Annotated in this window: 21 protein-coding genes, 1 pseudogene and 1 riboswitch; of the genes and pseudogenes, 10 read left to right on the forward strand and 12 right to left on the reverse strand. The window is 53.8% G+C overall.

Features of this window, described 5'->3' with window-relative positions:
* Positions 1-86 precede the first annotated feature (86 nt).
* From rnd to C5523_RS16395, 5 genes are all read right to left on the reverse strand, one after another.
* Positions 87-1214 carry a ribonuclease D gene (gene rnd, locus C5523_RS16375; protein WP_108701539.1) on the reverse strand — a complete coding sequence of 376 codons (1128 nt, stop codon included), beginning with the start codon at positions 1212-1214 and terminating at the stop codon, positions 87-89.
* A 71-nt stretch (positions 1215-1285) separates the two neighbouring features.
* Complete coding sequence (gene fadD, locus C5523_RS16380; RefSeq protein ID WP_155525406.1) at positions 1286-2971, reverse strand: long-chain-fatty-acid--CoA ligase FadD; 1686 nt, start codon at positions 2969-2971, stop codon at positions 1286-1288.
* A 204-nt stretch (positions 2972-3175) separates the two neighbouring features.
* Entirely contained in the window at positions 3176-3757 is a 582-nt protein-coding gene (locus tag C5523_RS16385) for a Slp family lipoprotein (protein WP_107223342.1), read from the reverse strand.
* A gap of 38 nt (positions 3758-3795) precedes the next feature.
* Entirely contained in the window at positions 3796-4491 is a 696-nt protein-coding gene (gene tsaB / locus C5523_RS16390; protein WP_071195216.1) for a tRNA (adenosine(37)-N6)-threonylcarbamoyltransferase complex dimerization subunit type 1 TsaB, read from the reverse strand.
* Positions 4492-4550: 59 nt separating this feature from the next.
* Positions 4551-6461, reverse strand: a complete 1911-nt coding sequence (locus tag C5523_RS16395; protein WP_039079522.1) for an ATP-dependent DNA helicase — start codon at positions 6459-6461, stop codon at positions 4551-4553.
* Positions 6462-6571: 110 nt separating this feature from the next.
* Between C5523_RS16395 and C5523_RS16400 the strand changes: the two genes are divergently transcribed.
* Complete coding sequence (locus C5523_RS16400; protein ID WP_039079523.1) at positions 6572-6916, forward strand: RidA family protein; 345 nt, start codon at positions 6572-6574, stop codon at positions 6914-6916.
* Positions 6917-6951: 35 nt separating this feature from the next.
* Here the strand turns inward: C5523_RS16400 and C5523_RS16405 are convergent, their stop codons facing one another.
* Positions 6952-7992 (reverse strand): hypothetical protein, encoded by a 1041-nt coding sequence (locus tag C5523_RS16405; protein ID WP_155525407.1) that lies wholly within the window; start codon positions 7990-7992, stop codon positions 6952-6954.
* A 34-nt stretch (positions 7993-8026) separates the two neighbouring features.
* Positions 8027-8212: a YoaH family protein gene (locus C5523_RS16410; RefSeq protein WP_039079524.1), complete on the reverse strand. Its 186-nt coding sequence runs from the start codon at positions 8210-8212 to the stop codon at positions 8027-8029.
* Between the two features lie 83 nt (positions 8213-8295).
* Between C5523_RS16410 and pabB the strand changes: the two genes are divergently transcribed.
* The 4 genes from pabB (at position 8296) to C5523_RS16430 (ending at position 13513) form a co-directional block, all read left to right on the forward strand.
* Complete coding sequence (pabB, locus tag C5523_RS16415) at positions 8296-9657, forward strand: aminodeoxychorismate synthase component 1 (protein WP_108702343.1); 1362 nt, start codon at positions 8296-8298, stop codon at positions 9655-9657.
* Between the two features lie 3 nt (positions 9658-9660).
* Positions 9661-10239: a CoA pyrophosphatase gene (locus C5523_RS16420; RefSeq protein ID WP_039079526.1), complete on the forward strand. Its 579-nt coding sequence runs from the start codon at positions 9661-9663 to the stop codon at positions 10237-10239.
* Between the two features lie 183 nt (positions 10240-10422).
* Entirely contained in the window at positions 10423-11787 is a 1365-nt protein-coding gene (gene sdaA, locus C5523_RS16425; protein WP_039079527.1) for an L-serine ammonia-lyase, read from the forward strand.
* A gap of 133 nt (positions 11788-11920) precedes the next feature.
* The gene (locus C5523_RS16430; protein ID WP_108701541.1) at positions 11921-13513 is read left to right on the forward strand and encodes an EAL domain-containing protein; all 1593 of its coding nucleotides are present in this window, start codon (positions 11921-11923) and stop codon (positions 13511-13513) included.
* Between the two features lie 5 nt (positions 13514-13518).
* Here C5523_RS16430 and yoaE read toward each other — a convergent pair whose 3' ends face one another.
* Positions 13519-15078 carry a CNNM family cation transport protein YoaE gene (gene yoaE, locus C5523_RS16435; RefSeq protein ID WP_079496711.1) on the reverse strand — a complete coding sequence of 520 codons (1560 nt, stop codon included), beginning with the start codon at positions 15076-15078 and terminating at the stop codon, positions 13519-13521.
* 442 nt (positions 15079-15520) lie between these two features.
* Here yoaE and manX point away from each other — a divergent pair, with 442 nt between their 5' ends.
* The 5 genes from manX to mntP all read left to right on the forward strand — a co-directional run bounded on the left by manX (position 15521) and on the right by mntP (position 19666).
* On the forward strand, positions 15521-16480 hold the full coding sequence (gene manX / locus C5523_RS16445) for a PTS mannose transporter subunit IIAB (protein WP_107223337.1): 960 nt from the start codon (positions 15521-15523) through the stop codon (positions 16478-16480).
* A gap of 60 nt (positions 16481-16540) precedes the next feature.
* Positions 16541-17341, forward strand: coding sequence for a PTS mannose transporter subunit IIC (gene manY, locus C5523_RS16450; RefSeq protein WP_039079531.1), 801 nt, complete (start codon positions 16541-16543; stop codon positions 17339-17341).
* Positions 17342-17353: 12 nt separating this feature from the next.
* A complete protein-coding gene (locus C5523_RS16455; RefSeq protein ID WP_108701542.1) occupies positions 17354-18208 on the forward strand; it encodes a PTS mannose transporter subunit IID in 855 nt (284 codons plus the stop codon).
* Between the two features lie 54 nt (positions 18209-18262).
* Positions 18263-18721: a DUF986 family protein gene (locus tag C5523_RS16460; RefSeq protein ID WP_079496712.1), complete on the forward strand. Its 459-nt coding sequence runs from the start codon at positions 18263-18265 to the stop codon at positions 18719-18721.
* 196 nt (positions 18722-18917) lie between these two features.
* Positions 18918-19093: riboswitch (yybP-ykoY riboswitch) on the forward strand.
* 6 nt (positions 19094-19099) lie between these two features.
* Positions 19100-19666 carry a manganese efflux pump MntP gene (mntP, locus tag C5523_RS16470; protein ID WP_155525408.1) on the forward strand — a complete coding sequence of 189 codons (567 nt, stop codon included), beginning with the start codon at positions 19100-19102 and terminating at the stop codon, positions 19664-19666.
* Here mntP and rlmA read toward each other — a convergent pair.
* The 4 genes and pseudogenes from rlmA to C5523_RS16495 form a co-directional block, all read right to left on the reverse strand.
* Positions 19663-20478, reverse strand: a complete 816-nt coding sequence (gene rlmA, locus C5523_RS16475) for a 23S rRNA (guanine(745)-N(1))-methyltransferase (protein ID WP_108701544.1) — start codon at positions 20476-20478, stop codon at positions 19663-19665. The two genes, mntP and rlmA, sit on opposite strands and share 4 nt — an antisense overlap.
* 152 nt (positions 20479-20630) lie before the next feature.
* Positions 20631-20840 carry a transcription antiterminator/RNA stability regulator CspE gene (gene cspE, locus C5523_RS16480; RefSeq protein ID WP_001062678.1) on the reverse strand — a complete coding sequence of 70 codons (210 nt, stop codon included), beginning with the start codon at positions 20838-20840 and terminating at the stop codon, positions 20631-20633.
* A 12-nt stretch (positions 20841-20852) separates the two neighbouring features.
* Positions 20853-20997, reverse strand: a pseudogene (locus C5523_RS16485) (DUF2627 domain-containing protein).
* 506 nt (positions 20998-21503) lie between these two features.
* A complete protein-coding gene (locus C5523_RS16495) occupies positions 21504-22505 on the reverse strand; it encodes an MBL fold metallo-hydrolase (RefSeq protein WP_108701545.1) in 1002 nt (333 codons plus the stop codon).
* Positions 22506-22524: the final 19 nt, after the last annotated feature.

The following is a 22524-nucleotide window of genomic DNA, read 5'->3' on the forward strand; positions in this document are numbered from 1 at the left end:
CGCTGCGCCAGGAGTAATAAAAAAGGCAGAAACCCTCTGCCTTTTTTCTTTTATTAACGCTTAACCCCTGTCTTTATATACAGGGATTAACGCGGATATTCCGTTAATAATGCGTTGAGCCGCTCAGCCATCAATTCCGCACGCCAGCCACTGATTAATTCCGGTAAATTTGTCTGCGGTTTTAATTGCCAGTGCCAGTTAAGTAACTGATTAATTTGCCGACGAGAAGCAATTAATTCTGCGCTCAGCCCTTTGCTTTCGCTAACGTCCTGCACCAGTGCCTTGATAGCTTTAAAGGCTTTGCGATAGCCGGGCATATCCACCAGGTTCAACAGCGGCTCCGGCAGCGCGTCTTCCGGCAGTGCCTGCGCCTGTGCAACCAGAGACAGCAGCGTTTTACCGTGAAAACGGATTTCGCTACCGGAAAGGCCAATGCTGTCGAGCTCACCCATGCTGCCTGGCATATAACGCGCCACGGCCCACAGATTCTCTTCACGAACAACGAAATTGACCGCCAGGTCACGCTCGCGGGCTTTACGCAGACGCCAGTCCGCCAGCAAACGCAGGCATGCCAGTTGGCGGGTACGTAACTGCCAGGCGTTGCTGATGTCACGCCATGCCTCTTCCGGCGCCAGAATTTCGCCACGACGTTGCATCATCAGGCGGCATTCGTCCAGTGCGGCATTGAGCCACCCTGCTTCTTCGGTTTCAGCCAGCAATTTTCGCGCGATAGGCAGCAGATACCAGACATCGGCCGCCGCATAATCGCACTGACGTGTCGTTAACGGACGGGCCAGCCAGTCAGTGCGCGACTCGCTTTTATCCAGCGCCACGCCGGTGTACTGCTCCACCATTGCCGCAAAACCCCAGGAGAGCGCACGCCCGGAGAAGGCCGCGAGAATTTGAGTATCGATCATCGGCTGCGGCATGGCGCCGAAAGCGTTGAGGAAGACTTCGAGGTCTTCACTACCGGCGTGGAGGAATTTTATTACCTGAGTATTGGTAATCAGATCGCGGAACGGTGCCCAGTCAGTGATGGTTAACGGGTCGATTAACGCCACATTCTCCCCGTCATAAAGCTGGATTAAACCAAGCTGGGGATAATAGGTACGGGTGCGGACAAATTCAGTATCAAGCGCAATAGCATCGGTGCCAGCCGCAGCTTCACACAGCGCTGCCAGCGCCTCGTTCGTCGTGATCATCTGGTAATTCAAATCGTCTTCTCTTTAGTTTGCGCCCACAAAAAACGCCGGATTAACCGGCGTTCTGGCGACTAACGCATAGCTCAGTCTTTATTGTCTACTTTGCCGCGCGCTTCGTCACGCAATTCTCGTCGTAAAATTTTACCGACGTTGGATTTCGGTAGCTCAGCGCGGAATTCCACCCTTTTCGGCACTTTGTAACCCGTTAACTGGCGGCGACAAAACGCGATAAGCGCTTCTTCGGTCAGCGAGTCGTCTTTTTTCACTACGAAAATTTTAACCGCTTCGCCGCTGGCATCGGAAGGCACGCCTACGGCCGCCACTTCCTTAACGCCTTCATGCTGCATTACGACATCTTCAATTTCGTTCGGATAGACGTTAAAGCCGGAGACCAGGATCATGTCTTTTTTGCGATCGACAATACGCATAAAGCCTTCGCCATCCATCACCGCGATATCGCCGGTGTACAACCAGCCATCTTTGATGATTTCATCGGTCGCCGCCGGGCGCTGCCAGTAACCCAGCATGACCTGCGGGCCTTTCACGCACAATTCACCCGGTTCACCCGGTGGAACTTCATTGCCGGCATCGTCCACCAGCTTCACTTCTGTCGACGGGACCGGCAAGCCGATACTGCCACTGTGGTAGTCAATATCATGCGGGTTGACGCTCACCAACGGCGAGCATTCTGTCAGACCGTAGCCTTCCAGCAGGTATTCGCCGGTAAGTTTCACCCAGCGCTCGGCAACGGCCTGCTGTACGGGCATGCCGCCGCCCGCAGAGAGGTGCAGCGAGGAAAAATCGAGTTTGTGGAAATCGTCGTTGTTGAGCAATGCGTTAAACAGGGTGTTTACCCCGGTCATGGCGGTGAAAGGGTATTTCGCCAGCTCTTTCACCAGCCCCGGAATATCGCGCGGGTTGGTAATGAGCAGGTTCTGTCCGCCCAGCTCGATAAACAACAGGCAGTTCATGGTCAGGGCGAAAATGTGGTAGAGCGGCAACGCGGTGACCACCAACTCTTTACCGCGATGCAGCAACGGACCGTAGGTTGCATTCACCTGTTCCAGGTTGGCCAGCATATTGCGGTGCGTCAGCATCGCCCCTTTGGCTACCCCGGTCGTCCCGCCGGTATATTGCAGAAACGCCAGATCGTCGGTCGTGACTTCCGGCTTGATATACTGCAAACGGTAGCCCGCCTGCAGCGCACGGCGAAACGAGATAGCATCCGGAAGATGGTATTTCGGCACCAGGCGCTTCACATATTTGACGACAAAGTTAACCAGTGTGCCCTTCGCCGGAGAGAGCTGATCCCCCATGCGGGTCAGGATCACATGGCGAACCTGCGTCTTGTCGACCACTTTTTCCAGCGTGTGGGCGAAGTTGGAGACAATCACAATGGCGGATGCGCCGCTGTCGTTAAGCTGATGTTCCAGTTCGCGCGGTGTGTACAGCGGGTTGACGTTCACGACTATCATGCCCGCGCGCAGAATACCGAACAGCGCCACCGGATACTGCAGAAGATTCGGCATCATCAGCGCCACACGATCGCCCTTTTGCAACCCCAAGCCCTGTTGCAGGTATGCGGCAAAAGCGCGGCTACGCTCTTCCAGCTTGCGGAAGGTCATCACCTCCCCCATGTTGACGAACGCAGGTTGGTCGGCGTATCGCGCCGTCGCGTGTTCAAAGAGTTCAACCAGGGATTGATAACGATCGGGATTAATATCCGCAGGCACATCGGCGGGATAACGGTTTAGCCAAACCTTCTTCAATGCATCACCTCTAAACTGTGTATTTGTCGTCATCACAACCCCTGTTAATAAACAAGTCGTTAACATTATATTAACTCAGCGTACCAGTTTATTAATTGTTCGAATTGAAGGTTGCGAAGCGCATCACTAATTATTTTTGTTATGGTTTTCAAATAAAGAAACAGCGGACCAGCCGCTGTTTCATTTTTCATGCAGAACAGAGCGTTACTCTGTTACAACACTCTGTTCATAGGCGGGGCCGGGATTATACCAGCCCCAACCGCCGTACCCGCGATGCCACGGGTGTGGCCCCATCATCCACGGATCCATCGGTTGCGGCGGCAGTACGACCTGCTTTGTGATATGCCAGCGTTTATAGCCATCAGCACGGATCACCGCGAATTTATAGGCAGCGCCGCCCACCTGGCCGTCATAGATGCCGGTAATCGGCCCGACGACGGTCACCAGTTGGTTCTGGAAGTCCACCGGGTCGAGGAAACCGTTCACGTCGGCCATAATACGCCCGACAGAGGTTGCGCCCAGGATCGGTCTCGCCCCATCATCTAACGGCACGGTGGCTATCTCAAGGCGGGTTTTCCCTTGCTGATTCTCAATTTTCACTACTTTGCCGCCGAAACGGGCTTCCTGACCGATATAGAGATTTGGCGCATTCATCACGCGCACCAGATCATCCTGCGGCGTCGGACTGGTTCCTTTGATCGCGTCAGGCACAGAAACACACCCACTTAACGCTGCGGCGACCACACCCACCAGTAACCAGCGCATACCTCTTTTTTGACTCGCCATGATGCGACTCCTTCACTCAGCCTTGTAATTACTGAGATTCATTCCCGGCCCGGAAGTTTCTTCCAGGCCACTTCGTTACGCAAATAAACCGGCTCGGCATGCTCAACGGCAACGGTATGCCCCAGCGAAAGCTGATGGTGCGCGATAGGCAGCATATCTTGTGCTTCCGGCAACGATACGCCGCCGTCTGTCAGCGTCAGGCCGGTATCTTTTGCCATATCCGGCCACGCTTGCCAGCCGGTGCCGACGGTTGCCCACTCGCCGGAGAGCGCGCTGAGGCGCGCGGTCACCGCGTCCGGTTTGAGGACCGCTTCGGTCTCTTCGCCGTGCCAGACGCCGTCGGCATCACGCTGATATTCCGCCCAGTAGACTTCGCCCATACGGGCATCAATGGCTGCCAGCACACGGGTGGCCCCAGATTTACGCCAGGCGCCTTCTGCCATCGTCGCAAGCGTAGAGACGCCAATCATCGGCAACTCCGCGCCCAGCGCCAGCCCTTGTGCAATACCAATACCAATGCGCACGCCGGTAAAGCTCCCCGGACCACGGCCAAAGGCCAGCGCATCCAGTTCAGACAGCGCAACGCCGCCCTCGGTGAGAACATCCTTCACCAGCGGCAGAATACGTTGCGTGTGTTCACGTGGGCAAAGTTCGAAATGAGCAAAGAGGGTTCCGTCGTTGTTCAGCGCGACGGAACAGGCTTCTGTGGCGGTATCAATGGCCAGAATTCGCATGGGTAATCGCAGTCCCGGTAAAACAAAATGGCGCGCATATTAACACAGTCTGCGCCAAATTACTCCGTCACAGAGGCCGCAAGAAAGGCAACCGCGCGGCGAATATCCCGCGTACGCGGTGCGGGCGGCAGGCTTGCGAGGAACACCGCGCCGTAAGGGCGCATCACCAGACGGTTATCGCAAATGACCAGCACGCCCCGGTCATCAACGTCACGAATCAGGCGCCCCACCCCCTGTTTGAGGGTAATCACCGCATCCGGAAGCTGGACTTCATCAAATGGATCGCCACCGCGCAGGCGGCAATCTTCCATCCGCGCTTTGAGCAGCGGATCGTCCGGCGAGGTAAACGGCAGTTTGTCGATAATGACCAGCGACAGCGTGTCGCCACGCACATCCACCCCTTCCCAGAAACTGCTGGTCGCCACCAGCAAGGCATTTCCCGCGGTGATGAATTGCTGCAACAACTGCCCTTTGCTGGTCTCTCCCTGCAGCAAAACGGGCAACGTCATGGTGGCGCGGAACTGCTCAGCGAGATCACGCATCATGGCGTGGGAAGTACAGAGCATAAAGCAGCGACCATTGTTCGCTTCAATGATCGGTTTGAGCATTGCCGCCAGTTGGCGGGCCGCTCCTGGTTGATTAGCCTGCGGCAGGTTTCGTGGCACACAAAGCAGTGTCTGGCGGGCGTAATCGAACGGGCTTGGCAACAGCAGCGTTTGCGCTTCTTCGATGCCGAGCCGCGCAGTAAAGTGGTGCAGATCATCGTTCACCGAGAGCGTCGCCGAGGTAAAAATCCAGCTACCGCTTTTCTGCGCCATCACCTCTTTGAATTTGTCCGCCACGGTAAGCGGCGTCAGCGCCAGGGTAAAATGACGAGAGGTGCACTCATACCAGTAACTAAAACCGGGCTGATTGATCTCTTTTAGCCGTTTGAGCCGTGCGCGGTACAACGTTGCGCGCTCAAACGCCGCGTCGAGGAGGGCCGAACGTCCAAGCGACAGTTTTGCCACGTCATAACAGAGTTCCAGCGCGTCATCGAGTAGCAGCAACGCCCGCTGGATATGGGCATCGGCCAGCAGTTCCCGCAGGTTGCCGCGATACCCCGGTTCACCCAATTGCAGGCGAAAATCCTGTGCGCTCTGCGCCAGCCTGTCGGCGCATTTTTGCAACTGCTGGGTATCACGTAACTCGGTGCGGTAGGCAATGGTGAAATCTTTGGCTAAATCCAGTAACTGGCGGCTGGAGATAGACTGGCCGAAATACTGGCTGGCGATATCCGGAAGCTGATGCGCTTCATCGAAGATCATCACTTCGGCTTGCGGGATAAGCTCGCCAAAACCGCTCTCTTTCACCACCATGTCTGCCAGGAACAGGTGATGGTTGACCACCACCACATCGGCATCCATCGCTTTTTTGCGCGCTTTTACCACGAAGCAGTCTTTGTACATCGGACAGTCGCTGCCCAGACAGTTGTCATTGGTGCTGGTCACCAGCGGCCAGACGGCAGAATCTTCCGCCACGCTGACACAGGTGCTGATGTCGCCATCTTTGGTCTGATTTGACCAGGAGCGTAATAAAATGACGTCACTGAGGGTTTGCACCGGCAGATCGCCCCCCGCCAGCGCCTGCTGTTCCAGTCGCTCAATGCAGAGGTAGTTTGAACGTCCTTTAAGCAACGCGGTATGGCCGGTGAATTTGAGCGCGTTTGCCACGGTCGGTAAATCACGGCTGTAAAGCTGATCCTGTAGGGCTTTCGATCCCGTTGAGATGATCACTTTTTTGCCGGCGCGCAACGCCGGAGCCAGATAGGCATAAGTTTTCCCGGTCCCGGTGCCCGCCTCTACCACCAGCGGCTGTGTGCGGGCAATTGCGTCACTGACGGCATGGGCCATCTGACGTTGTGGTTCACGGGGTTTAAAACCCGGTATCGCTTTGGCCAACTGACCGTCTGTTGCAAAATCGTCCGTCACACTGCCCCCACACTGGATAAATCGCCAGCGATTATGTCAGGGCATTGGGTTTTGCGCCAGTCTGTGGCAGTCTTGCCCGCAATCATAAGGAAAACCATGAGGAATAAAATATGACCATTACCCGCATTGATGCCGACGCCCGCTGGTCAGACGCAGTTATCCATAACCAGACGCTCTACTACACGGGTGTGCCGGAAAATCTTGATGCCGACGCCTTTGAACAAACCGCCAACACCCTGGCGCAGATTGACGCCGTGCTGGCCAGACAGGGTAGCGATAAGACGCGCATTCTGGATGCGACAATCTTTCTGGTGGATAAAAGTGATTTCGCGGCGATGAACAAAGCCTGGGACGCGTGGGTTGTCGCCGGTCATGCGCCTGTACGCTGCACCGTTCAGGCCGGGTTGATGAACCCGAAGTACAAAGTCGAAATTAAAATTGTTGCCGCCGTCTGACAGGACACAATCCGGCGCGCATCCCGCGCCGGAATTTATTCCATATCCAAAAAGTCGTCGTACTCAAGGTAATGGTTGAGTGCGCGGATAATTTCACTGTCGCGGGCGTCAGGTTTTTGCTGGATCGCCAGTTCCACAACGGACTGAAAATGCTCGCCCATACAGGCAAAGTGGTGGTATCGCCCCGTCGCTGCCGCGGCTTCGGCGTCATCGCTGGCAACCACATAAAGCGCATCGCCCACCTGAAAAGCCCCGTCGTGTGTTGAATACACATCATAGTAGAGCGATTTACCCTGCCCGGCCTTCACGCAGGCAATCAGCGCGTCGATGCCAAGCGCCATATTTAACCGCAGAGTTTCCAGCACCGGGCCCGCAGGCACAAAGGTAACGCGTGCGCCAGTGGCCTGTAACTCGCGCTCCAGTGGGCGCAAGCGCAGGCGAAAATCCTCCCCCACACAAATCGGCGGGCTGGCGACAAAACTCAGCGCGTCAGCCAGCGGTAAATTCAGCGCTTTTCTGAGGACCTGAACCACTTTGATTTTCTGCGGGCCGATATCGGTAATGAGCAGACGCCCCGCCTGCCAGTCCTGCGGATCTACGTCAGGGACGTTATCGTCGTCGCCATCGTCTGCCTGGCGCGCTTCCCGAACCTCAAGCCAGAATGGACTGTCCGCTTCGGTATGCGCGTCAAGTAACGCCAGCGTGGTCGCCTCATCGGCATGGCATAGTTGACGTAAAAGGGACTGGAAGGCGTGCAAACCGGGTGCGATGCGTTCTGCCTGCCAGCGACCCGCGCCGTGTGCGGCATAATAGACCGGGTAGCCGTCTGCCGCTTCGTTCAAATCGATAAAGAACGGATCGTCCAGGCCATTAAGGGCTATCAAATACCAGCCGGGTTGCCACATCCCGGCGGTGTCAGCCACCAGGCTTTCCCCGGTGACGCCGTGCCAGCGAAAACCGCAATGCCACGCGTGCCATTGCTCTGGCTGTGGGTAGTGAAAAGGAAGCGTGAGATCGCCGGGGATAACGGCCTCGGTGATAAACGCAAGGATCGCATCCGGTACTGTCTCAGGCATCACGTTTTCCATTCACCGCCTCCGCACTCAGGGTTTACTCGTCTTCATCTTCGTCTTCAAAGCGCGCCACAATACGTTCGCCTTTATGGGTGGCGCGTAATTCATCCGCCACCTGCGAGATGGCCTGACCGCTGCTCATGCCCTGTGACATTAATTCCTGAATACGCTCGACGGCTTTTTGCTGCTGTTCGTGGCTGAGGGAAGGTAAACCTGCAAACATCGTGAACTCCTGCTAAATTATTCGCGCTAATTATTTCATGCGCCGTGGCTATGCGCCAGCGATCGCGTAAAGAGCCAGGACTGATGAAGACGTTTTCCCCCGCTGTTATACCGTTACCGTGGCATCCCGATGCCGCAGAGCACTATTTTTCTCTGATACATCATCTGCCGTGGGCGATGATGCTGCACTCTGGTCACGCGGACCATGCCTGCAACCGTTTTGATATTCTGGTCGCCGATCCTCTCTCAACGCTTGTCACCCGGGGTGAACAGACCACCATCGCCGATGCGGATGGCGCGCGCGAGTCCACAGAGGATCCGTTTAGCCTGGTGAAGCAGGCCATCGACAAGGCCGGGATCCGCCCACAGGCTAACGACGATCTGCCGTTTCAGGGCGGGGCGCTCGGACTGTTCGGTTACGATTTAGGGCGTCGCTTTGAAAAACTGCCCGCATTCGCGCAAAAAGACATTTTGCTGCCGGATATGGCGATAGGGATTTATGACTGGGCCGTGGTGGTGGATCACCATAAACAGCACGTCACGCTGCTGAGCTACCGGGAGCCGCAGACACGTCTGGCCTGGCTTAACGCCCAAACGCCGCCGTCCGTCGTCCCGTTTAGCCTGACCTCCCCCTGGCAGGCAAACATGACGCGCTCTGAATATGGTGAGAAATTTCGTCAGGTACAGGCCTGGCTGCACAGCGGCGATTGTTATCAGGTTAATCTTGCACAGCGCTTTCAGGCGCATTATGTCGGTGATGAATGGCAGGCTTTTTGCCGCCTGAACCGCTCGAATCGCGCTCCGTTCAGTGCTTTTTTACGCCTGGAAGAAGGCGCGATTTTAAGCCTGTCGCCGGAGCGGTTTATTCAGCTTCAGGATGATGTTATCGAGACGCGTCCCATTAAAGGCACGCTCCCGCGCTTGCCTGACGCCCGGGACGATGCGCAACAGGCGCAAAAACTGGCCGCATCAACGAAAGACCGGGCCGAGAATCTGATGATTGTCGACCTGATGCGCAATGATATTGGTCGGGTGGCCGTGCCCGGCTCCGTGCGCGTGCCGACGCTGTTTGCCGTAGAGCCCTTTCCGGCGGTTCACCATCTGGTCAGTACGGTGACAGCAAAGCTGCCTGCCACATTGCATGCCAGTGATGTGCTACGCGCCGCGTTTCCGGGTGGGTCGATTACCGGTGCGCCCAAAATTCGCGCCATGGCGATTATCGATGAACTGGAACCGCAACGGCGTAATGCCTGGTGCGGCAGCATTGGGTACATCAGTTTTTGCGGCGCCATGGATACCAGCATCACCATTCGTACCCTGACGGCGTGGGCGGGGCAAATCTTCTGCTCAGCGGGGGGCGGCATCGTGGCGGACAGCAACGAAGAGGCTGAATATCAGGAAACATTTGATAAAGTTAACCGTATCTTGCAGCAACTGGAGAGCTAAACCGTGGCGCAGCCAAACTTAACCCTCGATGATTTTCTCTCGCGTTTTCAGCTTTTACGCCCCCAGCTACACCCCACCGCCGCAAATGCGCGGCAGGCGGCAGTGCTGGTGCCGGTAGTGCGGCGCGAGCAGCCAGGGTTACTGTTGACACAGCGCTCGCCGCGATTACGAAAACACGCCGGGCAGGTCGCCTTTCCCGGCGGGGCCGTTGATGATACCGATACCTCGCTGATTGCCGCGGCACTGCGCGAAGCGCAAGAAGAGGTCGCCATCCCGCCCGACTCCGTCGAGGTTATCGGTGTGCTACCGCCGGTTGACAGCGTCACCGGGTTTCGCGTGACGCCCGTTGTGGGGATCATTCCCCCTGACCTGCACTACCATGCCAGCGAAGATGAGGTGGCTTCGGTGTTTGAAATGCCGCTTGCCGAGGCGTTACGCCTGGGGCGCTATCACCCGCTGGACATTCACCGTCAGGGCAACGCGCACCGGGTTTGGCTCTCCTGGTATCAGCATTATTTTGTCTGGGGCATGACCGCAGGCATAATTCGTGAGCTGGCGCTGCAGGTGGGGCTTCGCCCTTGACTATACTTATCACGAAGCATTTTTAAGACAGCGGAATGTGGCCGCGCGCTATTAGTAAAATCGAGGTCAGGCATTAGTTTAATTCATGTGAATAATTAAGCTGCCTGCACGCTTCCCTCTTACACTATGCGCAGTTATTACATCGTTACTGGAACCCCCGGTAACCCTGTCAGGAGTGTTAATGTGATTAGTATATTCGACATGTTTAAGGTGGGTATTGGTCCCTCTTCCTCCCACACTGTTGGCCCGATGAAAGCCGGGAAACAGTTCGTCGATGACCTGGTCGAAAAAGGATTACTGGAAAGCGTTACCCGCGTCGCGGTGGACGTTTATGGCTCACTGTCGCTGACAGGTAAAGGCCACCATACCGATATCGCCATTATTATGGGTCTGGCTGGCAATGAGCCGGCCACGGTAGACATTGATTCCATCCCTGCGTTTATTCGCGATGTGGAAAACCGGGGCCGCCTGTTGCTGGCGCAGGGCCGCCGGGAAGTCGATTTCCCGCAGGATAACGGCATGCGTTTTCACAGCGACAACCTGCCGTTGCACGAAAATGCCATGAGCATCCACGCGTGGAATGGTGAGCGCGAAGTCTACAGCAAGACCTATTACTCCATCGGTGGCGGTTTTATTGTCGATGAAGAGCATTTTGGTAAAGAAGTGCTCAACGAAGTGACCGTTCCCTACCCGTTCAAATCCGCCAGCGATATGCTGAATTATTGCAAAGAGACCGGCCTGTCACTCTCTGGCATGGTGATGCAAAACGAACTCGCGCTGCATAGCAGGCAGGAGATCGAAGCGTACTTTGGTCATGTCTGGGCGACCATGCGTGCCTGTATCGATCGCGGGATGAATACAGAAGGCGTGCTGCCTGGCCCACTGCGCGTCCCGCGTCGCGCCTCGGCGCTGCGCCGTATGCTGGTCGCCAGCGATAAATTATCCAGTGATCCAATGAATGTGATCGATTGGGTCAATATGTTCGCGCTGGCAGTGAATGAAGAGAACGCTGCCGGTGGGCGTGTGGTGACAGCGCCGACAAACGGTGCCTGTGGTATTGTCCCGGCAGTGCTGGCTTACTATGACCACTTTATCGAATCCGTCAGCCCGGACATTTATATCCGCTATTTCCTTGCCGCAGGCGCGATTGGCGCACTGTACAAAATGAACGCATCGATTTCCGGTGCCGAAGTGGGTTGCCAGGGTGAAGTGGGTGTCGCCTGCTCAATGGCGGCGGCGGGCCTTGCGGAGTTACTGGGCGCCAGCCCGGAACAGGTGTGCGTGGCGGCGGAAATCGGCATGGAGCATAACCTTGGCCTCACCTGCGATCCGGTAGCCGGTCAGGTACAGGTGCCCTGCATTGAGCGTAATGCTATCGCCTCCGTCAAAGCCATTAATGCCTCCCGTATGGCCATGCGCCGTACCAGCGCCCCCCGAGTCTCACTGGATAAGGTTATCGAAACCATGTACGAGACCGGCAAAGATATGAACGCTAAGTATCGTGAAACCTCTCGTGGCGGCCTCGCCATTAAGGTTCAGTGCGACTAATACTCTTTTCCAGCCCTTCTACGACGGAAGGGCTAAATTCCGTGCCTTTTCTCATCGCATTCCCGCTTTCCCAACTACACTTTCTTTGTTCTGGCGGAAATTCCAGGCCAGTGGCTTTTAAGGCGGTCACGGCATGCAAACAGCACAGAGAATTATTAAAAGCTATCTGCGCAAGCGCTTAGCAATTTGCGTAGCTCTGGCAATGGTGACGCTCATTTCCACTCTCGCCATTCTCTTTATTTCGGAGCGCAATATTAATCAGCAGAAAATTGTCGCTTTCACCGCACATGCTGTTGAATCATTGGATAAATTACTCTTACCTCTTGAACACAAACGTGACGTGATTCTGCCCCTCGTCGGGACATCTTGCGCCAATGCTCACCTGCAATTGCGCACTCAGGCCGCCAGTTTGCAGACCGTGCGTGACATCGGGCTTATAAAAGACGGGATTCTGTACTGCTCGAGCATTTTTGGTTATCGGGATGTGCCCATTAAGCAACTGCAACCCGCGTTACCGTCGACGAAACCAGTCATGATGCTTTCCACCGATCAGTCGCTTTTAAAAAACAGCCCGGTGATGATCATGTGGTATCCCGCCGCCACCGACGGTCAGAGCGGCATTATCGAGGTTGTTAATATCGATTTGCTGACCAATTTAATGCTGGAACCTGATGAGCCCTTGATTACGTCCGCCAGCCTGAGCATGAATGACCGTCATCTGACCTATGGTAGCGGCGTCAGTAATCGTCTGCCGGAGCTGAATAATGAAGAGCGTTATCAACAGGAATCAGAACATTTTCCCTTTATCGTCAGCGTGACCGGGCCGGGAGCAGGCGCACTGGCATGGCGTCATTTGCCGTCGCAATTACCGCTGGGGCTGCTGCTGAGTTTACTGATTGGTTATATTGCCTGGTTGGCCACGGCCAGCCGTATGAGCTTTTCCGGCGAGATCAATCTGGGCCTTGCCGCACGGGAATTTGAGCTATTTTGCCAGCCGCTTCTGGAGGCGAACAATAACACCTGTATTGGCGTCGAAATACTGCTGCGCTGGAACAACCCTCGTCAGGGCTGGATCCCTCCCGATGTTTTTATTCCCATCGCCGAACAGCACAATTTAATCGCCCCACTGACACGCTATGTGATGGCGGAAACCCAGCGCCAGCTTGGGCTTTTTCCGGCGGACAGTACATTTCAGATTGGTATCAATGTCGCGCCGAGCCACTTGCGCCATGGCATGTTGCTCCAGGATCTTAATCGCCTCTGGTATCACGCGAACCCGGTGCAACAATTAACCATAGAGCTTACCGAGCGCGATGCGCTGCATGACGTGGATTACCGTATGGTGCGCGAGCTTCATCGCAGAGGGGCCAAAATCGCCATTGACGATTTCGGCACGGGCAACAGTTCACTGTCCTGGCTGGAGAGACTGCGCCCGGATGTCTTAAAAATTGATAAGTCCTTCACCATGGCTATCGGTACGGATGCGGTGAACTCGACGGTGACGGATATGATTATCGCCCTGGGGCAACGTCTGAATATTGAACTGGTGGCGGAAGGGGTAGAAAACCCCCGTCAGGCGCAGCATCTGCGGCAACGGGGGGTGCATATATTGCAAGGATTTCTGTACGCGAAGCCTATGCCAATTAAAGAGTTTCCGCGTTGGCTGGCAGGGTGGACTTCCCCGCCAGCACGGCGTAAAGGGCTAATGATGCCGCTTATGCCATAGGGAAATTACTCTTCTTCGTCGTGAAGCGGTCGCTCTTTAACAACACGTACCAGGTCGACGCGATAGTCATTGGCTTCGATAACGCTGATATGCAGCGGCGCAAGCTCCAGCTTGTCACCCGGACGGGGGATCTGACCATTAATGGCGATCACCAGGCCCGCAACGGTGGCGATATCCTCGTTTTCGTTAACCAAAGTGTCCAGGCCAAGAGTATGTTGCAGAGCATGCAAATCGGTGGCGCCTTTAACCAGCCAGCCATCGCCGTCAGCGACGATTTCCGGCGTTTCGTCAGCATCAGGGAACTCACCGGCAATCGCCTCCAGCACATCCAGCGGTGTTACCAGCCCCTGTACCACGCCAAATTCGTTGGTCACGATGACGAAGCTGCCACGGGCACGGCGCAATACGGCCAGCAGTTTTATCGGGTCCAGCGTTTCCGGCACGACGATCGCGGGCGAGGCCGACGCCATTGCTGCAACGTCCGTTCCCTCTTCCAGCGCCACCAGCATCTCTTTCGCGCGAACAATACCCAGCACCTCATCCAGTTCCCCACGACAGACCGGGAACAGGCTGTGTGGTGAGGAAAGAAGCTGCTGGCGTATCTCTTCCACACTCAGGTTAGCGTCGACCCAACTGATTTCACCGCGCGGCGTCATGATGCTACGCAACGAGCGGGAAGCCAGCGTTAATACGCCATTGATCATGTAACGTTCTTCTTCGGCAAACGCGCCTTCCGGCACCGATACCGGCGACTGACTGTCTGTATCCTGCGTCTGGCTGGCCTGACGTTTGCCGCCCATCAGCCGCAAAATCGCATCGGCGGTACGCGCACGCAGCGGCAGCGTTGACTGATGACGAAGAAAGTTGCGACGGGCAATCTGGTTGAACAGCTCGATAATGATTGAAAAACCAATCGCCGCATACAGGTAGCCTTTCGGAATATGGAAACCAAAACCTTCCGCGACCAGGCTCAGACCAATCATCAGCAGGAAGCTCAGACAGAGCACCACCACCGTTGGATGCTGGTTAACGAAGCGGGTCAGCGGTTTGGATGCCAGCAGCATCACCGCCATGGCAATGACCACGGCTGCCATCATGACCGGCAGATGGTTCACCATCCCGACCGCTGTGATCACCGCATCAAGCGAGAAGACAGCATCAAGAATAACAATCTGTACTACTACCACCCAGAAACTGGCATATCCTTTACCCTGTCCTTCGTCGTGTTGACGATTCTCCAGCCTTTCATGTAGCTCGGTCGTCGCTTTAAAGAGCAGGAATATCCCCCCGAGGAGCATGATCAAATCACGGCCAGAGAAGGTGAAATCCATGACGGAGAAGAGCGGTTTTGTCAGCGTGACCATCCAGGAGATCAGAGACAACAGGCCTAAACGCATCACCAGCGCCAGAGAGAGGCCAATCAGGCGCGCTTTATCTCGCTGCTTTGGCGGCAATTTATCGGCGAGGATGGCGATAAATACCAGGTTATCAATACCAAGAACAATTTCCAGAACAACAAGTGTCAACAACCCCGCCCATATTGAGGGGTCCATTAAGAATTCCATGGCAAGCTCCTGCTAAAGGCATGATGAGTCCGCGCGTAGGGGTGCGCAGGCATGATGACAACAAGGGGGTTCAAGGTTAAAGAATGGCTGGCGCAAACAGGCCAAAGGGGGAACTGGCGTCGGTGACGGTCCATACGGCGGGCTGATGCCCTGTACTCCTGATAATGTAAACGGATGTTAAACATATCAGAGAGACTTTGGGTTTTGCAAAGATTTACCTGAATTTGCATTTTGAGAGATATTTTTCGCTCCGAAATTTCCCGTACGCTAAAGCTAAATTACGGATGTTCATCACATAAATTATTTTTTCACTATCTAAAATAATTCCCGGAAGTCTTAGTTTTTTCTTTCTAAGCCCTGTCTGAATCGATTCGGGCTGTCAGAGAGATTCAGAACGCATCAGTTAATGATGTGTTAACGACAAAAACGAAGGAGGTAGCAAGTGACCATTGCTATTGTGATAGGCACACATGGTTGGGCTGCGGAACAGTTACTCAAAACCGCCGAAATGCTATTGGGTGAGCAAGAGAACGTCGGTTGGATCGATTTCGTTCCCGGTGAAAACGCCGAGACGTTAATCGAGAAATACAACGCGCAGTTGGAAAAGCTCGATACACATCAGGGCGTGCTATTTCTCGTTGATACATGGGGTGGTAGCCCGTTCAATGCTGCCAGCCGCATTGTCGTCGATAAAGAGCATTATGAAGTGGTGGCTGGCGTCAATATTCCTATGCTCGTGGAAACACTGATGGCGCGAGACGACAACCCAACCTTTGATGAACTGGTAGCTGTCGCGGTGGAAACAGGACGCGAAGGCGTGAAAGCGCTGAAAGCCAAACCTGTGGAAAAACCGACGCCCGTTGCGCCCCCTAAACCTACGGCTCCAGTAAAACCGATGGGACCGAATGACTATATGGTCATTGGTCTTGCACGTATTGATGACCGCTTGATCCATGGTCAGGTCGCAACACGCTGGACCAAAGAAACAAACGTGACGCGCATTATCGTCGTCAGTGATGAAGTTGCAGCCGATAACGTACGTAAGACGCTGCTCACACAGGTTGCGCCTCCCGGGGTGACGGCGCACGTGGTGGACGTTGCCAAGATGATCCGTGTTTACAACAACCCGAAATACGCGGGTGAGCGGGTGATGCTGTTGTTTACCAATCCAACTGACGTACTGCGCATTGTTGAAGAGGGTGTGAAAATCACCACCGTCAATATCGGCGGTATGGCCTATCGGCAGGGGAAAACTCAGGTGAACAACGCGGTTTCGGTGGATGAAAAAGACATTGCGGCCTTCAAAAAGCTCAACGAACGCAATATCGAGCTGGAAGTTCGCAAAGTTTCTAACGACCCGAAACTGAAAATGATGGATTTGATCAATAAGGTCGCGAAGTAACCGCGCCGGGTTGGTTGACTCAGTTTCACACTTACGTTTGTTTAGCATAGGAGAAGTACAATGGAGATTACCACTCTTCAGATTGTGCTGGTGTTCGTCGTCGCGTGTATTGCCGGTATGGAATCGGTACTCGATGAATTTCAGTTTCACCGTCCGTTAGTGGCCTGTACGCTGGTGGGTATCGTCCTGGGGGATATGAAAACCGGTATTATCATCGGCGGTACCCTGGAGATGATTGCGCTGGGCTGGATGAACATCGGTGCGGCGGTCGCGCCCGATGCCGCGCTCGCCTCTATTATCTCAACCGTCCTGGTTATCGCGGGTCATCAAAGTATCGGCGCTGGTATTGCGCTGGCTATCCCACTGGCAGCAGCAGGCCAGGTACTGACCATTATCGTGCGTACCATCACCGTGGCCTTCCAGCACGCGGCGGATAAGGCGGCAAACAACGGCAACCTCACGGCGTTGTCCTGGATCCATGTCTCGTCCCTGTTCCTTCAGGCCATGCGTATCGCTATCCCGGCCGTTATCGTTGCTATCTCCGTCGGGACCAGTGAAGTTCAGGGTATGCTGAACGCCATTCCGGAAGTCGTAACCAGTGGTCTGAACATCGCTGGCGGCATGATCGTGGTGGTTGGTTATGCGATGGTTATCAATATGATGCGCGCAGGCTACCTGATGCCGTTCTTCTACCTTGGTTTCGTGACGGCGGCGTTTACTAACTTCAACCTCGTTGCGCTGGGTGTGATTGGTGCCGTGATGGCCATCCTTTATATCCAACTGAGCCCGAAATATAACCGCTCTGCTGGCGGGCCTGCACAGGCTGCTGGTAATAACGATCTCGATAACGAACTGGACTAACAGGTGAGCGAAATGGTTGATATGACGACTAAAACTACCACTGAGAAAAAACTCACTCCGGGTGATATTCGTGGCGTGTTCATCCGTTCTAACCTGTTTCAGGGTTCATGGAACTTCGAACGTATGCAGGCGCTGGGTTTCTGCTTCTCGATGGTACCGGCTATCAGACGCCTGTATCCGGAGAACAACGACGCGCGTAAACAAGCTATCAAGCGTCACCTGGAATTCTTTAACACCCATCCTTATGTTGCAGCGCCGGTACTGGGTGTAACGCTGGCGATGGAAGAACAGCGTGCGAACGGGGCTGAGATTGACGATGGTGCCATCAACGGTATCAAAGTGGGTCTGATGGGGCCGCTGGCGGGCGTGGGTGACCCCATTTTCTGGGGTACCGTACGTCCGGTATTCGCAGCGCTTGGCGCGGGTATTGCCATGAGCGGCAGCCTGCTTGGGCCACTGTTGTTCTTCTTACTGTTTAACCTGGTGCGCCTGGCAACCCGCTATTACGGTGTAGCCTATGGTTATCGTAAGGGTATTGATATCGTTCAGGATATGGGCGGCGGCTTCCTGCAGAAACTGACAGAAGGGGCATCCATTCTCGGCCTCTTTGTTATGGGGGCACTGGTTAATAAGTGGACACACGTTAACATTCCGCTGGTGGTCTCGCGTATTACCGACCAGACAGGTAAACAAAACGTCACGACAGTGCAAACCATCCTCGATCAGTTGATGCCAGGTCTGGTTCCGCTACTGTTGACTTTCGCCTGTATGTGGCTGTTACGTAAGAAAGTGAACCCGCTGTGGATCATCGTTGGCTTCTTCGTCATCGGGATCGTTGGGTATGCGGTTGGCCTGTTAGGTCTGTAATCCGTTGTGTTATAACCGGGGCTTTGCCCCGGTTTTTTATTATCAGGAGGAACCATGACGCTCACGGACAGCATACTGATGTTGTTTATCGCCGCCCTGCTGGCATTTGCCATTTACGATGAACTTATCCTGCCCCGCCGTCACGGCGATACCCTGCTTGCCCTCCCCTTGCTGCGTCGCAGCCGTGTTGATGCGGCTATTTTTGTTGGCCTGTTGGTTATCCTTATTTACAACAATGTCACAAATAACGGTACGCCATTAACCACATGGTTATTATCCGCGCTGGCATTATTAGCCATTTACCTTTTTTGGATTCGCACACCGAAGATCATCTTCAAATCGCGGGGGTTTTTCTTTTCCAGCGTATGGATAGAATATAACCGAATTAAGGAGATGAACTTATCCGAGGATGGCGTGCTGGTGATGCAATTAGAACAAAGGCGCTTGCTTATTCGGGTGAAAAATATTGATGACCTGGAAAGGATATATAAATTAATGATTAAAATTCAATAAGTTAAATGTAATCACCTACATCCACAATGTATATTAAATAAGCACACTTATAGCCTTTGCTATATTTCCCACGGGAAAGTGCTTAATCTTTTTAACGTTATATTCACCTATAAATCTAAATGTTAATCGTTATCAATTGGTAAATGGATTAATAATTCTCTGTTGTTGTTTTATATTCTCAAAATATGTTAATGTTGCGCCCGTCGTTGGGGAGTAGCCGATTTCCATTTGCTGGAAATGTACGTGTCAACATACTCGTTGCAAAACGTGGCACGTACGGACTGAGAGTTATCCAGTCAGGCGAGACCATTGACACATCAACTGCTGTTTACTGGGGGCAGTGGTGTGTTATATGGAACTCCCGGTCAGGACGCTCGCATGAATTTATCCGCCACAATTCTTCTCGCCTTTGGCATGTCGATGGATGCCTTCGCTGCATCAATCGGTAAAGGGGCGACCCTGCATAAACCAAAATTCTCCGAAGCCCTCCGCACTGGCCTGATTTTTGGCGTTATTGAAACGCTGACGCCGCTTATTGGCTGGGGTCTGGGGATGCTTGCCAGCCAGTTTGTACTGGAGTGGAATCACTGGATTGCCTTCATCTTACTGATGTTCCTTGGCGGCAGAATGGTGCTGGAAGGTTTTCGCGCAGAGGCGGATGACACAGGGGAAGCGCCGCATCGCCACGGTTTCTGGTTGCTGGTCACTACCGCGATTGCGACCAGTCTTGATGCGATGGCCGTAGGGGTGGGTCTGGCATTCTTGCAGGTGAATATTCTGACGACCGCGCTGGCGATTGGTTGCGCCACACTGGTGATGTCCACACTCGGCATGATGATTGGTCGGTTTATTGGCCCGCTGCTGGGCAAGCGGGCAGAAATTCTTGGCGGTATCGTTCTTATCGGGATCGGTATTGAGATCCTCTGGTCACACTTCGCGCCTTAATCAACGCGCTGCAGACAATGCAGGGTAAAATCGGTCTGACAGTTAAAGCGCGCTTTCGCTGCCAGTGTCTCCCGGACATCCGGTTTTGCCCGCCACGCAAAGGGCGTCATTTGCAGTAACGCGACGGCCTCGGCACCGGTTAATTCCATCTGATAGCTCAGTGATTGCTGCTCTACGACGCGAAACCCTTCTATCTCGCCATTATCAGGCGCATGTAACTGTACTTCGCGGTAAATTAACTCTTTCAGCTCCATCAAGTGGCGTGGCCCAGGCGCTGCGGTAATGACCCATCCCCCCGGTTTTACCACACGTACCAGTTCTTCTGCTTTGCAGGGCGCGTAAATGCGTACGACAGCGTCAATGCTGTCATTCTGGAAAGGCAGGCGATGGCTGGAGGCAACGCAAAACATCACCTCAGGGTAACGTTTCGCGGCTGCCCGAATGGCGGCTTTTGAAACATCGAGGCCAAACGTCCGGGCCTCTTTACGCTGCGCGATCTCAGCAAAGGACTGAGTGTAGTACCCTTCCCCACAGCCAATATCCAGTATCGCCTCTGCCTGCGCAGGGAGGCGCGTCTGTAACTGTAAAGCGATCGCATCGCGCAGCGGCTGGTAGTGTCCGGCATCAAGAAACGCACGGCGCGCCTGCATCATTTCCGCACTGTCACCCGGATCCCGCGAACGCTTATGCTGCACGGGCAGTAAATTGACGTACCCTTCTTTCGCGATGTCGAACTGATGACGTTGTGGACAGGAAAAGCTATGTTCGGAACGCGTCAAGGGGGCGTGACAAAGTGGGCAACAGAAGGGCATGGCAACTCCGGGACTCTTTAAAGGACGCAAGTTTACCGCCATTCGGCGCATCGGGGAATGCGAAGCCAGAAATTAAAAAGCCCCGCACGGTGGCGAGGCTTTTCGCTGACATTGATACGCCAGTGGCGTCTCAAGTACCAGTGGTTTTGAAATTAGATAGCAGTTACGTTAACAGCTGCCGGGCCTTTCTGGCCGTCCTGAATTTCAAACTCAACGTTCTGGCCTTCGGCCAGAGTTTTGAAGCCGTTACCCTGGATTGCAGAGAAGTGTACGAACACATCTTTGCTGCCATCAGCAGGAGTAATGAAACCAAAACCTTTGGACTCGTTGAACCACTTAACTTGACCTTTAATCTTTGCCATTTGCAATATTCCTTAATGTATATACTTCGCCCGTAGGCATTAACTGAGATAAAACTGAGACATTACTGCTTGAGGCACTAATATAAGGTTCGGCAGAGAAGCGGTATTCAACGATAACGTGTTTACTCAGGACTTCTTTACTGAAAATGCCACACATAAACAGAACTGTACCTCGTTTGACCCAAAACGTGTTATCACACACAACGTAAATTATGGCAAGCCATTTTTAAAAAGGCCTGGATCCGTCGCACAAATTCTAAGGTTATCAATACAACCGATGCACATTTATGCATACAAGATAACCTCGTAACGACAGGCAGCCCGCCTTCTGGCTCCGTTTGATAACCCATCTTTTTTACCATAGCTCAATGAGTTCCATTCGTCCACGTGGGGGGATAAAAATATTCCGGCATACCTTATATCAGTAACAGCATTAACGCATACCTATGCCAATTTTCGCTAATCAGGAAGGTCTGAAATGCGCCCCTCTTGTAACTAATCAAATGTGTTGGTTTACCATCGAATATTTGTTGTGCAATTAAGCAGGAGTATGCACCAAAATAATGAAAGTCTGATGACAGTGCCTCATTAAAAGGCAATAAAAACGTTTCGATAAAAATAAAAAATATTTAACTTCTTCTAAATAATAAATTAGTACCAGTGCTACTCGTCCGTATTTTGCAAAGAAAAAGACTGACCAATTTTCAGCGTCATGAAGTTCGTAATGTCATCTGCCGTTTCGCTTAATGCGTTATGCAACTCGCGCAGCGGCTCATCCAGTGATTCATCCGCCAGTTCAAAAACACCCCAGTGAATAGGAAATGTTAGCGGTTTGCCCAACTGCTGCCATAACGTTACCGCCTGTTGCGGATCCATATGGTTGTAGGCCATGAACCAACGAGGAGCGTATGCACCAATAGGGAGCGCTGCCAGGCTGAGCGGCCCTAACCGTTGGGGAATAGTCAATAACGCCTCGCAGTAACCCGTGTCTCCCGGAAACCAGAAACGATGTGCACTATTTTCCACAACCCAACCACACCATAAGGCGTTATTGCGATCCCAGGGGGTGCGCATGCTCCAGTGCTGAGCTGGCACAGCCGTATACACAAGCCCCTGGAATACCACGCTTTGCCACCAGTCCAGTTCCGTCACATTGCTCGCCCCCAAACGACGGCACCAGTTTCCCAGCCCGAGGGGGACAAAAACCGTCACATGTGGAAAACGTTGGATAAGCGCGCGCATCGTTCTGACATCAAGGTGATCATAGTGATTGTGCGAGATAACGATAGTGTCGAGCGAAGGGAGTTTGGAAATGGTCAGTGCAGGCGGTGTTCGTCGCTGCGGTCCGGCAAAACGTAGTGGCGATGCCCGATCTGAGAATACCGGATCGGTCAAAATATACTGTCCCATCAGGCGCAACAGAATTGACGAGTGGCCTAACCACCAGACCCTGTCATCGTCGCCCTGAATTTCTGCATGCTGCCACCACTGGGCAGTAAAACTGGCATAGCCCTCTGCGGGGGGACGGGGTAATCCTGCGGCTTTGCGCTCTTGCCGCCAACGCTTTACATCGCCAGGCGCATGACCACCTGGCGTGAGATTAGTAAATCCGTCGGGACGATGATGAGGAAGTGCGGCATTAAACCAGAGATTTTTACGCGCCATACAGCCCCTCACCCTACGG

Origin of the sequence: Phytobacter sp. SCO41, from assembly GCF_003073275.1 — a bacterium.
In the GTDB taxonomy this organism is placed as follows: Bacteria; Pseudomonadota; Gammaproteobacteria; order Enterobacterales; family Enterobacteriaceae; genus Phytobacter; species Phytobacter diazotrophicus.

Excerpts from the sequence above, each read along its gene's own strand:
- C5523_RS16385 (WP_107223342.1), bottom strand. The coding sequence starts at position 3,757 with ATGGCGAGTCAAAAAAGAGGTATGCGCTGGTTACTGGTGGGTGTGGTC.
- tsaB (WP_071195216.1), bottom strand. The coding sequence starts at position 4,491 with ATGCGAATTCTGGCCATTGATACCGCCACAGAAGCCTGTTCCGTCGCG.
- C5523_RS16400 (WP_039079523.1), top strand. The coding sequence starts at position 6,572 with ATGACCATTACCCGCATTGATGCCGACGCCCGCTGGTCAGACGCAGTT.
- C5523_RS16405 (WP_155525407.1), bottom strand. The coding sequence starts at position 7,992 with ATGCCTGAGACAGTACCGGATGCGATCCTTGCGTTTATCACCGAGGCC.
- C5523_RS16410 (WP_039079524.1), bottom strand. The coding sequence starts at position 8,212 with ATGTTTGCAGGTTTACCTTCCCTCAGCCACGAACAGCAGCAAAAAGCC.
- pabB (WP_108702343.1), top strand. The coding sequence starts at position 8,296 with ATGAAGACGTTTTCCCCCGCTGTTATACCGTTACCGTGGCATCCCGAT.
- C5523_RS16430 (WP_108701541.1), top strand. The coding sequence starts at position 11,921 with ATGCAAACAGCACAGAGAATTATTAAAAGCTATCTGCGCAAGCGCTTA.
- yoaE (WP_079496711.1), bottom strand. The coding sequence starts at position 15,078 with ATGGAATTCTTAATGGACCCCTCAATATGGGCGGGGTTGTTGACACTT.
- manY (WP_039079531.1), top strand. The coding sequence starts at position 16,541 with ATGGAGATTACCACTCTTCAGATTGTGCTGGTGTTCGTCGTCGCGTGT.
- C5523_RS16455 (WP_108701542.1), top strand. The coding sequence starts at position 17,354 with ATGGTTGATATGACGACTAAAACTACCACTGAGAAAAAACTCACTCCG.
- C5523_RS16460 (WP_079496712.1), top strand. The coding sequence starts at position 18,263 with ATGACGCTCACGGACAGCATACTGATGTTGTTTATCGCCGCCCTGCTG.
- mntP (WP_155525408.1), top strand. The coding sequence starts at position 19,100 with ATGAATTTATCCGCCACAATTCTTCTCGCCTTTGGCATGTCGATGGAT.
- rlmA (WP_108701544.1), bottom strand. The coding sequence starts at position 20,478 with ATGCCCTTCTGTTGCCCACTTTGTCACGCCCCCTTGACGCGTTCCGAA.
- cspE (WP_001062678.1), bottom strand. The coding sequence starts at position 20,840 with ATGGCAAAGATTAAAGGTCAAGTTAAGTGGTTCAACGAGTCCAAAGGT.
- C5523_RS16495 (WP_108701545.1), bottom strand. The coding sequence starts at position 22,505 with ATGGCGCGTAAAAATCTCTGGTTTAATGCCGCACTTCCTCATCATCGT.